Source organism: Bradyrhizobium dasycarpum (genome assembly GCF_042019905.1).
Classification (GTDB): Bacteria; Pseudomonadota; Alphaproteobacteria; order Rhizobiales; family Xanthobacteraceae; genus Bradyrhizobium; species Bradyrhizobium japonicum_B.
On the sequence record NZ_CP169574.1, the window covers coordinates 2691464 to 2706423 of the forward strand.

General features: G+C 65.2%; 15 protein-coding genes. 4 read left to right on the forward strand and 11 right to left on the reverse strand.

Annotated features, from left to right (window positions below; genetic code table 11):
* Positions 1-132: 132 nt before the first annotated feature.
* From ACETMP_RS13125 to ltnD, 5 genes are all read right to left on the reverse strand, one after another.
* The gene (locus ACETMP_RS13125; RefSeq protein WP_375161256.1) at positions 133-717 is read right to left on the reverse strand and encodes a methyl-accepting chemotaxis protein; all 585 of its coding nucleotides are present in this window, start codon (positions 715-717) and stop codon (positions 133-135) included.
* On the reverse strand, positions 621-1823 hold the full coding sequence (locus ACETMP_RS13130; protein WP_375161257.1) for an MCP four helix bundle domain-containing protein: 1203 nt from the start codon (positions 1821-1823) through the stop codon (positions 621-623). Before ACETMP_RS13130 ends, ACETMP_RS13125 begins: the two co-directional genes overlap by 97 nt.
* Before the next feature lie 171 nt (positions 1824-1994).
* Positions 1995-3284 carry a 3-oxo-tetronate kinase gene (gene otnK, locus ACETMP_RS13135; protein WP_375161258.1) on the reverse strand — a complete coding sequence of 430 codons (1290 nt, stop codon included), beginning with the start codon at positions 3282-3284 and terminating at the stop codon, positions 1995-1997.
* Positions 3281-4063 carry a 2-oxo-tetronate isomerase gene (gene otnI / locus ACETMP_RS13140; RefSeq protein WP_375161259.1) on the reverse strand — a complete coding sequence of 261 codons (783 nt, stop codon included), beginning with the start codon at positions 4061-4063 and terminating at the stop codon, positions 3281-3283. Before otnI ends, otnK begins: the two co-directional genes overlap by 4 nt.
* Before the next feature lie 17 nt (positions 4064-4080).
* The gene (gene ltnD, locus ACETMP_RS13145; RefSeq protein ID WP_375161260.1) at positions 4081-5007 is read right to left on the reverse strand and encodes an L-threonate dehydrogenase; all 927 of its coding nucleotides are present in this window, start codon (positions 5005-5007) and stop codon (positions 4081-4083) included.
* A 99-nt stretch (positions 5008-5106) separates the two neighbouring features.
* Here ltnD and ACETMP_RS13150 point away from each other — a divergent pair, with 99 nt between their 5' ends.
* Positions 5107-5787, forward strand: coding sequence for an aldolase (locus ACETMP_RS13150; protein WP_375161261.1), 681 nt, complete (start codon positions 5107-5109; stop codon positions 5785-5787).
* 135 nt (positions 5788-5922) lie between these two features.
* On the opposite strand, the gene ACETMP_RS13155 is transcribed toward ACETMP_RS13150, so the two are convergent.
* The 6 genes from ACETMP_RS13155 to ACETMP_RS13180 all read right to left on the reverse strand — a co-directional run bounded on the left by ACETMP_RS13155 (position 5923) and on the right by ACETMP_RS13180 (position 11516).
* Entirely contained in the window at positions 5923-6627 is a 705-nt protein-coding gene (locus tag ACETMP_RS13155; protein WP_375161262.1) for an ABC transporter ATP-binding protein, read from the reverse strand.
* Positions 6611-7342 carry an ABC transporter ATP-binding protein gene (locus tag ACETMP_RS13160; RefSeq protein ID WP_375161263.1) on the reverse strand — a complete coding sequence of 244 codons (732 nt, stop codon included), beginning with the start codon at positions 7340-7342 and terminating at the stop codon, positions 6611-6613. Before ACETMP_RS13160 ends, ACETMP_RS13155 begins: the two co-directional genes overlap by 17 nt.
* Complete coding sequence (locus ACETMP_RS13165) at positions 7339-8322, reverse strand: branched-chain amino acid ABC transporter permease (RefSeq protein WP_375161264.1); 984 nt, start codon at positions 8320-8322, stop codon at positions 7339-7341. The genes ACETMP_RS13160 and ACETMP_RS13165 overlap by 4 nt, the downstream gene beginning before the upstream one ends.
* Complete coding sequence (locus ACETMP_RS13170) at positions 8322-9200, reverse strand: branched-chain amino acid ABC transporter permease (protein ID WP_257177393.1); 879 nt, start codon at positions 9198-9200, stop codon at positions 8322-8324. The genes ACETMP_RS13165 and ACETMP_RS13170 overlap by 1 nt, the downstream gene beginning before the upstream one ends.
* Before the next feature lie 166 nt (positions 9201-9366).
* A complete protein-coding gene (locus ACETMP_RS13175) occupies positions 9367-10611 on the reverse strand; it encodes an ABC transporter substrate-binding protein (RefSeq protein WP_028135250.1) in 1245 nt (414 codons plus the stop codon).
* Between the two features lie 89 nt (positions 10612-10700).
* A complete protein-coding gene (locus tag ACETMP_RS13180) occupies positions 10701-11516 on the reverse strand; it encodes a putative hydro-lyase (RefSeq protein WP_028135249.1) in 816 nt (271 codons plus the stop codon).
* Between the two features lie 119 nt (positions 11517-11635).
* Between ACETMP_RS13180 and ACETMP_RS13185 the strand changes: the two genes are divergently transcribed.
* From ACETMP_RS13185 to ACETMP_RS13195, 3 genes are all read left to right on the forward strand, one after another.
* The gene (locus ACETMP_RS13185) at positions 11636-12553 is read left to right on the forward strand and encodes a LysR family transcriptional regulator (RefSeq protein ID WP_375161265.1); all 918 of its coding nucleotides are present in this window, start codon (positions 11636-11638) and stop codon (positions 12551-12553) included.
* Positions 12554-12674: 121 nt separating this feature from the next.
* A complete protein-coding gene (locus ACETMP_RS13190; protein ID WP_375161266.1) occupies positions 12675-13925 on the forward strand; it encodes a Zn-dependent hydrolase in 1251 nt (416 codons plus the stop codon).
* A gap of 12 nt (positions 13926-13937) precedes the next feature.
* The gene (locus ACETMP_RS13195) at positions 13938-14849 is read left to right on the forward strand and encodes an NAD(P)-dependent oxidoreductase (RefSeq protein WP_375161267.1); all 912 of its coding nucleotides are present in this window, start codon (positions 13938-13940) and stop codon (positions 14847-14849) included.
* Positions 14850-14960 lie beyond the last annotated feature (111 nt).

Here is a 14960-nt window from a genome sequence, read left to right on the forward strand (position 1 = left end):
ACGGAGTAAGCTCCCGCCATATTGCTGCGGTACGGCTCATCTGCGTCAGGACCGTCTGGTGGGCAAACGTCCAACGCAAAAGGACGACGCCAATGGCGCCGCCCTTGCGCAGAGCAAATCTGTTGGGGAGGTTCAGGCTGCGCGGACGTTGGTCAGGAACTTGCTGACCTCGCTCTTCAAGCGGCCCGAGTCGTTCGACAGCATCTGCGCCGCCGACAGCACCTGCGAGGAGGCGGTTCCGGTCTCGGTCGCGCCGCGCTGCACGTCGGTGATGTTGGAAGAGACCTGCTGGGTGCCCTGCGCGGCCTGCTGCACGTTGCGTGCGATCTCCTGCGTCGCCGCGCCCTGCTCTTCCACGGCTGCTGCAATCGCCGACGAGATCTCCGACAGACGCTCGATGGTCGAGGAGATTTCCTTGATCGCGCCGACCGATTCGTTGGTCGCCGCCTGGATGCCGGAGATCTGCTGACCGATCTCGCCGGTGGCCTTCGCGGTCTGCTCGGCCAGCGCCTTCACTTCGGAGGCGACGACGGCGAAACCGCGGCCGGCCTCACCCGCGCGCGCCGCCTCGATGGTCGCGTTCAGCGCCAGCAGATTGGTCTGGCCGGCGATGGTGTTGATCAGCTCGACGACGTCGCCGATGCGGGCCGCCGCCTTCGACAGCTCGCTGACGCGCTCGGTGGTGGCACGCGCTTGACCGACGGCGTCGCCCGCCATCCGCGCCGATTCCTGCACCTGACGGCCGATCTCGCCGACCGACGAGGCCATCTCCTCGGTCGCCGAGGCCACCGACTGCACGTTGGTCGAGGCTTCCTCGAAGCTCCGGCAACGGTCGTCGCCAGTCTCTGCGAGCGCTCGGCTGTCAGCGTCAGCGTCGAGGCGGAGGCCTCGAGCTGGGTCGAAGCCGACGAGACGGTCTGGACGATCTCGCCGATCATGGCTTCGAATTCGCGGGTGATGTCGTCGACGCGGCGGCCGCGCTCGATCTTGATCTCGGCATCCGCCGCCGCGGCTTCGTCCGCAGCCTTCTTGGCGATCAACGCCTCCTTGAAGATCTGGAGCACGTCGGCCATGGCGCCGATCTCCGTCTTCTCGCCGCGATGCGGGACCTCGGCGGCCAGATCGCCCCGACCCAGCGCTTGCATCGGCTGGGTGATGGAGTTGATGCCGCTCGAGACGTCGCTGACCAGGTAGAAGCTGAGACCAATGCCGACCAGGACGGCGACGCCGAGAATGACCGAAACCAGCATGAAGGCATAGGAATAGCTGTCGGCAGCATCCTGAGCCGCCTGTTCGCCACCCCTGGTGTTGAGCTCGATGTCCTTGTTCAGGACCTCATCCGCCTGAAGCCCGATCTTGTTGACCGTCTTGGAGTTGAGCTCCTGCGCCTCGCGCGGGATCTTGCCGGCCTCCTTGCGCGACAAGGCCATCACCTCCTCGGTGCCTTTCTTGTAATCGTCCCAGAGCTTGGACCACTGGCTGTAGAGTGCCCGCTCCTCCGGCGAGCTGATCATGGCCTCATACTTGCTGCGCGTCTTGGCGAGAGCCTCGGTCACAGTGGCGGCGGTCTTCTCCACCGCGAGCTTGTCGTCCAAAGCATCGGCCAGCATGTGCTGGCGCACCACGTTCCGATACGTGATGACTGCGGCCCGCAGGTCGCCGATCACCTTGACGCTCGGCATCCAGTTGGTGGTGATGTCGAGGGTGTTGGCGTTCATCGTCCGCATCTTCGTGACGGCGAGCAGGCCCATGCCGGTCATCGCGACCAGCAAGAACGCCACGACACTGATGATCTTGGCGCGGATGGAAAACTTGGCAAACATAATCGGGTCTCGTTGTACTGGCGCGGGCGCGCGTCGGGAGCTCTAAGGAATCAACCAAAGGGGAGCAGCGCCGACATCAGACAGCAGACCGTCTGCGAAAGATATTGACTGCGACTCCGCGCGAGCACGGAAGTCGAAAGAGATGAACAGGAACCTAAAAACGGTCTGCGCTCAGCGCATGAGCCTAAGCGCATCCGCGAAGAACTCCGGGCCGCCGAAGTTTCCGGACTTCAACGCGAGCAGCATTTCGCCTGCTGCGGCGCCGACGGCGCGCAGCACCGGCACGCCCGCGGCGATCTCCGCGCCGACGAGGAAGCCCGGGATTTCGAGGCGGTCGACGACCGCGCCGGACGTCTCGCCGCCGGCAACGATGAGGCGCCGGACCCCTGCTTTCACGAGGTTTTCCGCGATGTCGGCCATCGCCTGCTCGATGGCGTGACCCGCAGCATCGCGCCCGTGGCGGGCCTGCAATGCGGCGACTTCCTCGGGCTTCGCGCTCGAGGCGATCAGCACCGGGCCGTCGGCAAGTCGCGGCCTCGCCCAGTCGAGCGCGCGCTCGGCTTCGTTCGCACCCGTAATAATACGGTCCTGGTCGAGATGGAGCACCGGCATGATGCGTTCGGCATTCGCGATCTGCTGAAGCGTGGCCTGCGAGCAGCTTCCGGCAAGGCACGCTGCAGGTCCGCCGACAGCAGCTCCAGACTCGCTGCTCGCGGCACCGCGCTTGACCTTGCCCGTCGACACCAGCGCGCGCGCGAGCCCAAGGCCGATGCCGGAGGCACCGACCGACAGGCGGTGTTCAGCGGCGACGAGGCCGATGGTTTCGAGGTCGCGATCGAACACGGCGTCGATGATGGCAGCACCGATACCCTTGCCGGCGAGCTCGGCCAATCGCGCCCGCACGGCATCCGCGCCGCGCGCGACAGTCGCGAGGTCGACGAGACCGATCTGCGTCCTGCTCTGGCGCGCCAGCACGCGCACCAGGTTTGAATCATGCATCGGGTTAAGCGGATGGTCCTTCAGCGGGCTCTCGTTGAGCGGCACGGCGCCGACGAAGAGGTTGCCCTGATAGACGGTCCGGCCGGTCTCCGGGAACGCCGGCGTCACCAGAACGGCACCCTCGCCGCTGTCGGCGCGCAACGCGTCCATCACCGGACCTATATTGCCTGAATCGGTGGAATCGAAGGTCGAGCAGATCTTGAACAGCACGTGGCCCGCGCCGCGGCTGCGCAGCCATTTGTCCGCCGCGCGCGAGCGCGAGACGGCAAGTCCGGCGTCGATCGAGCGGCTCTTCAGCGACACCACGACAGCGTCGACCTCGGGCAACGCCAGATCGTCCGAGGGCACGCCGATGGTCTGCACGGTGCGCAGGCCGGCGCGCGTCAGCGTGTTGGCGAGATCGGAGGCGCCGGTGTAGTCGTCGGCGATGCAGCCGAGAGAGATCGTTGCCGCACGTGTCACGGCTTCACTCCAGCATAGGGCTTGAACCAGGCGAGCCCATCAATGGTCTTGCCGCGCGGATTGTACTCGCAGCCGACGAAGCCGGCATAGCCGAGCCGGTCGAGCTCGTCGAACAGGAACGGATAGTTCAGCTCCTCGCCGTCGGGCTCGTTGCGCGAGGGGATGCTGGCGATCTGGATGTGGCCGATGATCGGCATCATCTCGCGCAGCCGCATGGTGACGTCGCCATGGATGATCTGGCAGTGATAGATGTCGAACTGGAGCTTGAGGTTCGCAAGCCTCAGCTCCTGGATCAGGTCGCGAGCGAAGCCGAAATCGTTGAGAAAGTAGCCGGGCACGTTGCGCGCATTGATCGGCTCGATCACGACGTCGATGCCGTGAGGGGCGAAGAACTCCGCAGCCCAGGCCACCGATTTGTAGAACGCCTCGATCGCGACGCGTTCGCCGCGGTTGGCGATGCCGGCCATCAGGTGCAGGCGCTTGACGCCGGTCGCCTTGGCGTAGGGCAGCGCCGTCTCCAGGCTCGCCTTGAGGTCGTTGAACCGCGAGGGGAGCGCCGCAAAGCCCTTCTCGCCGGCATTCCAGTCGCCCGGCGGCAGGTTGAACAGCGCCTGGGTCAGGCCGTTGCGCTTGAGCCGCTCGCCAACCGCCTCGGCGGGATGCTCATAAGGGAAGAGAAACTCGACCGCGGTGAAGCCGGCTTGCGCGGCGGCATCGAAACGATCGAGGAACGGCACCTCGGTGAACATCATCGAGAGATTGGCGGCAAAACGCGGCATTGGAAATCCCCTCAAACTTACTTGTCGCCGGGCAGCTTCACGCCGGTCACCTGCGCATACATGCGGGCCACCGACGCGTCATCGTCGCGGCCCATGCCGGCGGCTGATGTCATCAGAAACATCTGGAGCGCGGCGGCGGAGACCGGCACTGGAAATCGGGCACTGCGCGCCATGTCCTGGATGATGCCGAGATCCTCCTTGACGAAGATCTCGACCGCGCTGCGCGGCGTGTAGTCGCCGTCGAGCACGTGCGGCATGCGGTTCTCGAACATCCAGGAATTGCCGGCGGAGGCCGTGATCACCTCGTAGACCTTGCGGATGTCGAGGCCCTGCTTGGCCGCGAACGCGATCGCTTCGCTGGCGGCGGCGATGTGCACGCCGGCGAGCAGTTGGTTAATCATCTTGAAGGCAGCGCCCTGCCCTGCTGCATCGCCGAGCTCATAGAGCTTTGCGGCCATGGCATCAAGCGCGGGCCGCGCTTTCGCAAATGCAGCGGGACTGCCGGAGGCCAGGATCGTCAACTCGCCCTGCGCGGCACGCTGCGCCCCGCCGGAGATCGGCGCGTCCAGATAAAGCCGGCCCGTCGCCTCCAGCTGCCTGGCAAGGCGCCGCGCCACGTCCGGATCCATGGTGGCCGAGGAAACGAACACGCTACCCTTCGGCAGGGTCTCGGCGGCACCATCCTTGCCGAACAGGATCGTCTCGGTCTGCGCGGCATTGACGACGACGCTGACGACGATGTCGGCGTCCTTGGCGGCCTCAGCCGGGGTCTTTGCCCCCGCCCCGCCATCCTTCACGAAGCGCGCCACCGCATCGGCCGATACGTCACAGCCGGTGACGGCATGGCCGGCGCGCTTCAGCGAGGTCGCCATGCCATACCCCATCGAGCCGAGCCCGATCACGGCGATGCGCTGTTTCTGAGACGTGGAGGCGGACATGTGCAACTGATCCTTGCGACGTTTCCCGGACGGCCGGCCTTTGCGGCGGCTCGGCGAACCGTTATCACGGCTTGGCCGCGCTGCCAAAGCGTGAGACAAGCGGACATGACGGCCATGAGGACTGAAAACAGCAACGAGACGCGGCTGCGCGAGGATATCTGCCGCTTCGGACGGTCCCTGTTCGAGCGCGGGCTGACGCCGGGCTCCTCCGGCAATATCAGCGTCCGGCTGGACGGCGGCGGCTGGCTGGTGACGCCGACCAACGCCTCGCTCGGCTTCCTCGATCCGGCAAAGCTGTCGCGGCTGGACGATCAGGGCCGGCTGGTCTCTGGCGATGCGCCGACCAAGGAAGTTCCGCTGCATACGGCGCTGTACGATACGCGCGGCAATGCACGCGCGATCGTGCATCTGCACTCCACCCACTCCGTCGCACTGTCGATGCTGCCCGAGATCGACCCGCGCGCCGTGCTGCCGCCGATGACGGCCTATTACCTGATGAAATGCGGCGCCACCGCGCTCGTGCCCTATTACCGCCCCGGCGATCCCGCGGTCGCGGACGCGATCAAGGGACTGGCGGGACGATATTCATCCGTGCTGCTTGCCAATCACGGCCCGGTCGTTGCAGGCGACACGCTGGAAGCGGCGGTGTTCGCCACGGAAGAGCTGGAGGAGACAGCGAAGCTGTATCTGCTGCTGCGCGGGATGAACCCGCGGTATTTGTCGCCGGAGCAGGTGAAGGATCTGACCAAGGTATTTGGGGTGACGCTGCCGGAGCACGGGCATTAGCGCCGCTCTGCCCCCGTCATTGCGAGCGTAGCGAAGCAATCCAGGCTGTTTCCGCGGAGGGATTCTGGATTGCTTCGTCGCTACGCTCCTCGCAATGACGGTTGCGGCGACGGTGGGGAGCCCGCGCGCCTTTAATTACAGCCCCAGATACGCCTTCCGCACGTCAGGGTTGCCCTTGATCTCGCTTGCTGCGCCCTGCATCAGCACGCGGCCGGTCTGCAGGATGTAGGCGCGGTCGGCGATCTCCAGGCATTCGGCCATGCGCTGCTCGACGATGAGGACGGTCATGCCGGAGTCGCGGATGAGCTTCACCGCCTGGAAGATCTCGTCGACCAGCTTCGGCATGATACCCTGCGAGGGCTCGTCCAGCATCAAGAGCCGCGGACGCGTCATCAGTGCGCGGCCGATGGCGAGCATCTGCTGCTCGCCGCCGGAGAGCGTCTCGGCGCGTTGCTCCAAACGCTCCTGAAGGCGCGGGAACAGCTTGAAGACGAGCTCGAGCGGTCCCTCGCGGTCGGCCTCGCTGCGATAGAGATAGCTGCCGAGGCGCAGATTGTCCCGCACCGACAGGCGCGGAAACAGGCGGCGGTTCTCCGGTACATAGGCGATGCCGGCCGCCGTGATGTGGTGCTGCGCCATGCCGTTGATCTGCTTGCCGTCGAAGGTCACGCTGCCCGAGCGCGGCCGCTCAGCCCCGGCGATCGACTTCAGCAGCGTCGACTTGCCGGCGCCGTTGGCACCGGCGACGCAGACGATCTCGCCCTTCTGGACCTCGATCGAGACCGCGGAGATCGCGACCAGGCCCTGATAGGCGGTCGTGACTTCACGCACCGACAGCATGACGATCTCCCAGATATGCCTTGATCACCTTGGGATCGCGGACGACGTCCGAAGGCTTGCCCTCGACCAGCACCTTGCCGAGGTCGAGCACGATGGCGCGGTCGACCAGCGGCATCACGATCTCCATGACGTGCTCGACCATCAGCACGGTGATGCCGGCATCGCGCACCTTGCGCACCAGCGCGACGCCGGTCTGCGCCTCGGTCGGCGTCAGGCCGGTGAGGACTTCGTCGAGCAGCAGCAGCTTCGGCTCGGTCGCGAGCGCGCGGGCGACTTCGAGGCGGCGCTTCTCGGCCGGCACGAGGTCGCTCGCCAGCACGTCGGCGCGCGCGGCAAGGCCGGTGAACTCCAAGACCTCGTGCGCCTTGCGGCGCGCCTCGCGCATCACCTTGTTGCGCACCAGCGCACCGACGATGACGTTGTCGATCACGGTCATGGTCTCGAAGCTCTTCACCACCTGGAAGGTGCGCCCGATGCCGCGCTGGCAGCGCGCCGCCGCCGGCATGTGGGTGACGTCCTCGCCATCGAACAGGATCGAGCCTTGGGTCGGCGGCAGCACGCCGGCGATGAGATTGAACAGCGTCGACTTGCCGGCGCCGTTAGGGCCGATCAGACCGACGATCTCGCCGGGACCGACCGAGATCGAGACGTCGCTGTTGGCGACGAGGCCGCCGAAGCGCTGCCAGACGCCGCGGGTTTCGAGGAGCGCGGTCATCGGGCTATTCCCGTCTTCTTCGGCCGTGAGAACAGGCTGAGCAGCCCCCGTGGCAGGGCCAGCGAGATCAGGACGATCAGCGTGCCGTAGACGATGAGGTCGACGCCGCGCCCGGAGCCGCCGAACTTGAAGCGCGTCAGCTCAGTCAGCGGGATCAGGATGGCGGCCCCCAGCACCGGCCCCCACAGGGTGCCGATGCCGCCGAGCACGGCGGGCAGCGCCATCAGCAGCGAGAACTGGAAGCCCATGACGCTTTCGGGATCGATGTAGGAGACGAACTGGGCGTAGAAGCTGCCGCCGATGGCGACCAGGAAGGCGGAGACCGCGGCCGCGCCCATCTTGGAATTGAACACGTCGACACCGAGGCTCTCGGCAGCTTCCGGATTGTCCTTCACCGCGCGCCACCAGAATCCCCATTTGGAGTTTTCCAGCCACCAGGTCACGAACCAGGCGAGGCAGCACAGCGCGAGCGCGAAGTAGAAATACGGCAGCTTGGTGCGCAGGAACTGGAATTTCAGCCAGCTGTCGCCGCGGATCGGAATGGTGATGCCCATCGCAGCGCCGGCCCATTCCCAGTTGTGAAACAGCAGCAATCCGATCTCGGCGATGACGATGGTGGCGATCACGAAGTAGTGGCCGCGCAGGCGGAAGAAGGGATAGCCGAGCCCCATCGCGATCAGTGCCGACACCACGCCGCCCGCCAGCATGCCGAACCAGGGCAGCACGCCGAACTTGGTGAACAGCAGCTCGGTGGTGTAGGCACCCAGGCCGAAATACAGCGCGTGCCCGAGCGAAATCTGCCCGCAATAGCCGGACAGGATGTTCCAGCTCTGCGACAGACCCGCATACATCAGCGTGAGGATCAGGATGTTCTGGACGACGACGTCCTTGACGAACAATGGCGTCAGCGCCGCAATCATGGCGAGCGCCGCGGCGATGATGAGATCGCGGCGGCGCCGCGCTGCAAAATCCTTGTCCATCAGATCGATCCGAACAGGCCGCGCGGCCGGATGAAGACGACCAGCAGATAGACCGCGTAGATGCCGACCGACTTCAGCGACGGCGGCAGCACAAGGGCGGTGGTGGCTTCGACCAGGCCGACGATGATGCCGCCGGCAAAGGCGCCGAACACGCTGCCGAAGCCGCCGAGCGCCACGGTGACATAGGCGATCAGGGCAAAGGACGCGCCGACGTCGGGATAGATGTAGAAGAAGCTCGCCATGATCGCGCCGGCGAGGCCGACCAGCGCGGCGCCGAGCCCCCAGCCGAAGGCGAAGACGCGGTTCTTGTCGATGCCGACGAGCGCGACCGCGCCGGGATCTTCGCGCGTGGCTTCGATCGCGCGGCCGAAATCGGTGCGGTGGATGAAGAAATAGAGCCCTGCGAAGGCGGCGATCGAGACCAGCGCGCCGACCAGCTGCGGCTCCGGCAGGAAGATGCCGGCAATCGAGATGGTCTTGCCGCCGAGCCAGGACTGCGGAATGCTGCGATAATCAGGCGTGAAGAAGTACTGCGCGAGACCGCGCATGACGATGGCGAGGCCGAACGTGGTGAAGATCTGCACCATGCCTGCATTGGCCTTGGCCCGCATGGCGAAGCGCACAATGAGCAAGTAGATCACCGCTCCGAAGACAAAGAGCGCGGCAGCGACCAATGGCGCGGATAGCAAGGGGTCGATGGCGAAGAACGCAAACAGGAAGAAGGACAGATACATCGCGATCATCAGGAACTCGCCATGGGCGAAGTTCGTGACGTCCATCAGGCCGAAGATCAGCGCGAGGCCGACTGCGATCAATCCGTAGAGCAGGCCCATAAGCAGGCCGCTCGCGAGACTTTGGATAATGGCTTGGGCTGTCAAAAGTCGTCCCCCGTTCGAAACGTCATCGTTTGCTCCGTCATTGCGAGCAAAGCGAAGCAATCCAGCATCCCGCCACGTAGACAGTCTGGATTGCTTCGTCGCTTCGCTCCTCGCAATGACGAGGCTCGCGCGACGATCGCGATGTGCTCCCCTGCTCCCGCAGCGCTTACTTCATCGGCCAGACCGCCTCGGCGATCGCAGCCTGCGGCGGGAAGATGGTGACGAACTTGCCGCCGATATATTGCAGCAGCACGGGGTCGGCGTCGTTGTTCTGGCCCATCTCGTCGAATTTGACGCGCTTCCAGGGCATGATGGTCTGCTCGCCCGGGATGTCAGTCGCCGCCAGCGCGTCGCGGATCTTCTCGCCATCGGTCGACTTGGCCCGGCTGATGGCGTCGGCGAGGATGATCAGGCCCATGAACTGGCGCGAGGTGAGATCGTTGAAGTCCTTGCCCGACTTCGCCTTGAACATGTCGTTGATCTTGCCGACCATCGGCCGCTTCTGCGCCAAGTCGAGCGAGAACGTGCCGCGCGAGATCACGCCTTCGAGCTTGTCGCCGACGGCATCATAGAGAGCCTTCTCGGAGAAGCCGGCGTCCTGCGCCACGATCGCATTCGGCTTGTAGCCGAGCTCGGCCATGGTCTTGACCAGGAGGATGCCGTCGGTGGTGTAGCTCGAGGGCATCAGCACGTCGGCATTCGCCGACTTGAGCTGCTGCACCTCGGCCGAGAGCGAGGGCGAGTTGGCGCGATACTTGATGTCGGTGACGATCTTGTAGCCGCGCTCGCCCGCGATCTTGGCCTGGGCGTTGCCGGAATCGGTGCCGAAGATGGTGTCCTCGTGGAACAGCGACAGCGTCTCGATCTTGGTGCCCTTCTTCTTCATGGCATCGAAGAAGTCGAACATGGCGGCCGAGTACATCTCGTCGTGCGGCGCGGCGCGGAAATAGTACTTCAGGCCGCGGCGATGCAGGCTCGGAGAGGAATTGTCGGCGGAGACGAACGGGACCTGATAGCGCTCGCAGATCTGACTGACGGTAACGGCGACGGCGCTCTGGTAGGTGCCGATGATGGCGCAGACCTTCTCCTGCGTGATCAGGCGCTCGGCCTCGGCGCGGCCCTTCTGCGGATCGGCCTGGTGGTCGGCGAAGACGAGACGGATCTTCGCGCCGCCGAGGCCCGGCAGGCCTTCGCCCTTGGCCAGCGGCAGGCCGAAATCGGTATCCTTGTTGATGACCTCGAGCGCGGTCTCGTAGGCCTTCTGTGCATCGACACCCTGCTGCGCGCTGCCGCCGGAGAACGGATAGATCACGCCGATCACGACCTCCGACGTCTGTGCGCGTGCAGCGAGAGGCACCAGTGCAGCGGTGGCGGTGGCACCTAACAACACGTCGCGGCGAGTGATCGTCATGGCAGAGTCCTTTGTGACTGAATTTCAGATGATCGAATGAAGCGATTGACGGATGCGGTAAAGCTCGAAGAAGCAGCAGATGCTGCCCGTTAAATCACGGCCAGGGTCCTGTTCTTGAGATCCGTGACCAGCATCAGGCCGGGTGAATGCGTGATCGCGAACGGAAGCTTGGCAGCGTTGATGACCGATTGCGGGGTGACGCCGCAGGCCCAGAACACCGGGATCTCGTCGTCGGCGACGGTCACCGGATCGCCATAGTCGGGCTTGGAAATGTCCTTGATGCCGATCAGATGCGGGTGGCCGAGATGCACGGGTGCGCCGTGCACGGCGGGATAGCGCGAGGTGATCTGCACCGCGCGGATCGCATCCGCCGGCTTGAACGGGCGCATCGATACCACCATGGGACCTGCGAACGGTCCGGCCTCGCCGCAAGGAATGTTGGTGCGGTACATCGGCACGCGCACGTTCTGCTCGATGTGGCGGATCGGCATGCCCTCGTCGAGCAGCGCCTCCTCGAACGAGAACGAGCAGCCGAGCACGAAGGTGACGAGATCGTCGCGCCAGTACTTGGTCACGTCGATCGGCTCGTCGACGATCTCGCCATCGCGCCAGACGCGGTAGCGCGGCACGTCGGTGCGGATGTCGAGGTCGGCGCCGAGCGCCGGGATGAAAGGGCTGCCGACATCGGACATGCCGATGATCGGGCACGGCTTGGGATTGAGCTGACAGAAGCGGTGAAAGGCGCCGGCATAGTCCGCCGGCAGGATCGCCAGATTGCCTTGGACGAAGCCCGGGGCGACGCCGGCGGTGGAGGCGACCAGCCCCTCGCGGTAAGCGAGCCGGGCCTTGCGGCTCGGCAGCGTGTCGGTTGTTTCAGTTTGCTGCGCTGCCACCAAAACAGTCATGTGATTGACCTGCCCATAAACTCGACAAAGACAAGCCAACACCACGCGTGCTATAAAGTCTAATCGTCGTTTCTAATCAATATCGATAAATCTGATTTATCGACTGGGAAAATCCTTCCATGCTGGACTTCAGGTCGATCGAGACGTTCCTGTGGGTGGTGAAGCTCGGCAGCTTTCGCGGCGCCGCCCAACGGCTCAACACCACCCAGCCGGCGATCTCCCAGCGCATCGCCCAGCTCGAGCGCGAGATGGGCGTGAAGCTGCTCAATCGCGATCATCGCGTGGCCTCACCGACCCCGAGCGGCCGGCAGATGATGGTCTATGCGGAGAAGCTGATCGGGCTGCGCGCACAGATGATGGCGGAGATCAGCGATGCCTCGGCGATGCGCGGGGTGATGCGGCTCGGCGTCGCCGAGACCATCGTGCACACCTGGCTGCCGCGCCTCGTGAAGAGCGTCAACCAGGTCTATCCGAATCTGTCGCTGGAAATCGAGGTCGACATCACGCCGAACCTCACCGCGCGCCTGCTCGCGCAGGAGATCGAGCTTGCGTTCGTGGTGGGACCGCTGTCCGCCTCCGGCGTGCACAACCGCGTGCTCGCCGATTATCCGATCGGGTTTCTTGCAAGCCCTTCGCTCGGGCTCGGCAAGGGCCCGGTGACGCCGGCCGACCTCGCGCGGTTTCCGATCATCACCTTCCCGCGCAAGACCAAGCCTTACGAGGTGGTGCGCGAGGTGTTCGACCGGCCGGAGCTGCCGCCGATCCGCCTGCATGCGTCCGCCTCGCTCGCCACCGTCATCCATATGGCGGTCGAGGGGCTGGGCGTCGCCGTGATTCCCGACGCCATCGTCGAGAACGAGCTCGCCGACGGGCGGCTGCAGCTGCTCGACACCGATCTGGCGATCGCACCGCTGACCTTCACCGCGAGCTGGCTCGCCTCGCCCGACGTCGTTGCCGTGGAGCGCGTCGCCGAGCTTGCACGGCAGATTGCGCAGAGCAGCCTCGCGGTTGACGCGCCCGCGCAGGCGCGTCATTGAAAAAGGCGCCGGACAACCTTCAACGTCATTCCGGGATGCTGCGCAGCACCAGACCCGGAATCTCGAGATCCGGGTTCGGCTCTTCGAGCCGCCCCGGAATGACAACTGAGAGACCGACCGCATGAGCCGAGCCGTCACCAACCTGCAAATCGATTCCGCCCGCCTCTGGGGCTCCATCCACGAGACCGCGCAATTCGGCGCGACGGCCAAGGGCGGCGTAAGGCGGCTGACGTTGAGTGCCGAGGACAAGCAGGTGCGCGACTGGTTCCGCAAGGCCTGCGAGGAGGCTGGCCTCGAGGTGCACACCGATGCGCTCGGCTCGCAGTTCGGCCTGCGCAAGGGCCGCGACATGTCGAAGCTGCCGGTCGGCATCGGCTCGCATCTCGACACCCAGCCGACCGGCGGCAAGTACGACGGCATCCTGGGCACGCTCGGCGCGCTGGAAGTGATCCGCACGCTGAACGATGCCGGTATCGAGACCGAGGCACCGATCTGCATCGTCAACTGGACCAATGAGGAAGGCTCGCGCTTCGCGCCTGCGATGATGGCTTCCGCGGCCTATGTCGGCGACTTCACCACCGACGACATTTTGTCGCGCAAGGACGCCGAAGGCACGACCGTCGGCCAGGCGCTGGACAGCATCGGCTATCGCGGCGACAGGCCGGTCGGCTTCCAGAAGCTTGGCTGCTTCGTCGAATTGCATATCGAGCAGGGCCCGATCCTGGAGGCCGAGGGCAAGACCATCGGCGTCGTCGATTCCGGCCAGGGCGTGCTGTGGTACGACGGCAAGATCTCCGGCTTCGAGAGCCATGCCGGCTCGACCCCGATGCCGCTGCGGCGCGATGCGCTCGCGACATTGTCGGAGATCGTGCTGGCGATGGAGGCCATCGCGAAGAAGCACGGGCCGAACGCGGTCGGCACCATCGGCGAGGCCGTGATCGCCAACCCCTCGCGCAACGTCATTCCCGGCGAGATCGCCTTCACGATGGATTGCCGCAGCGCGGATGGCGCGATCATGGACGCGCTGGACCGCGATCTGCGCGCCGCGATTGCCGAGATCGCTGCACGCCGCAAGGTCGAGGTGAAGATCGATCTGGTCTGGCGCAAGCCGCCGACACACTTCGATCCCAAGCTGATCGCAGCGGTGGAGAGCGCTGCGAAGACGCTCGGTTATTCCTCGCGCCGTATCACTTCCGGCGCCGGCCACGACGCCTGCAACCTCAACACGATCATGCCGGCGGCGATGGTGTTCGTGCCCTGCAAGGACGGCATCAGCCACAACGAGCTGGAGGACGCCACGCAGGGTGATTGCGCCGCAGGTACCAACGTCCTCATGCATACCGTGCTGGCGATCGCCGGCGTCGCGTCCTGATCGGAGAGAGCCATGCGCGGAGTTTTCGTCGACGCCAATGAAAGCCTGGCCGTGATCATGGAGCGGCTGGGGAAGCCCGGTGATCCCAAGGTGCGGATTCACCGGGACCCCGACATCAAGCCGGAGCAATACCCTGAAATCCTCGACGGCGCCGAGATCGCGATCGTCGACCACACCGCGCTGCCGACTGAGGTTGCGAAGAAGTGCACCGGCCTCAAGCACGTCGTGTTCCTGGGCACCGGCGCACGCAGCTACATGAATCCGGAGGAGCTCGCCGAGCTCGGCATCTCCGTGCATCTGATCAAAGGCTACGGCGACACCGCGGTCGCCGAAGCCGCGATTGCGCTGATGTGGGCCTCGGCCCGCGTCATCGCGATGATGGACCGCGAGATGCGCGTCGGCAACTGGCTGCGCGAGGACGGCATGCAGCTCACCGGCAAGACGCTCGGGCTGGTCGGCTTCGGCGGCATCGCCGCGGAGGTCGCGCGCATCGCGTCCGGCAGCGGGATGAAGGTGATTGCCTGGAACCGCTCGCCGAAGAGCTACCCCGGCGTCGAATTCACCGATCTCGATACGGTGCTGGCGAAGAGCGATGTCGTGTCCCTGCATCTGCTGCTCAACGACGAGACGCGCGGCATGATCACGCGCGAGAAGATCGGCAGGATGAAACCCGGGGTCATCCTCATCAACACCGCGCGCGCCGCGATCGTCGACGAAGCCGCCATGATCGAGGCGCTGAAGTCGGGCCACATCCGCCATGCCGGCCTCGACGTCTTCAACACCGAGCCCTTGCCCGGCGATCATCCGCTGACGAAGCTGCCGAACGTGACGCTGTCGGCGCATTCCGCCTTCCGCACGCCGGAAGCGAGCGAGAACCTGATCGAAGCGGCATTGGTCCATTGCCGCCGCATCGTAAAATCGTAGGGTGGGTTAGCCGAGCCGATGCGCAAAGCGCATCGGCTCGGCGTAACCCACCTCTTCTGCTTCCGTGGGGAAGAAGTGGTGGGTTACGCTTCGCTAACCCACCCTACACAA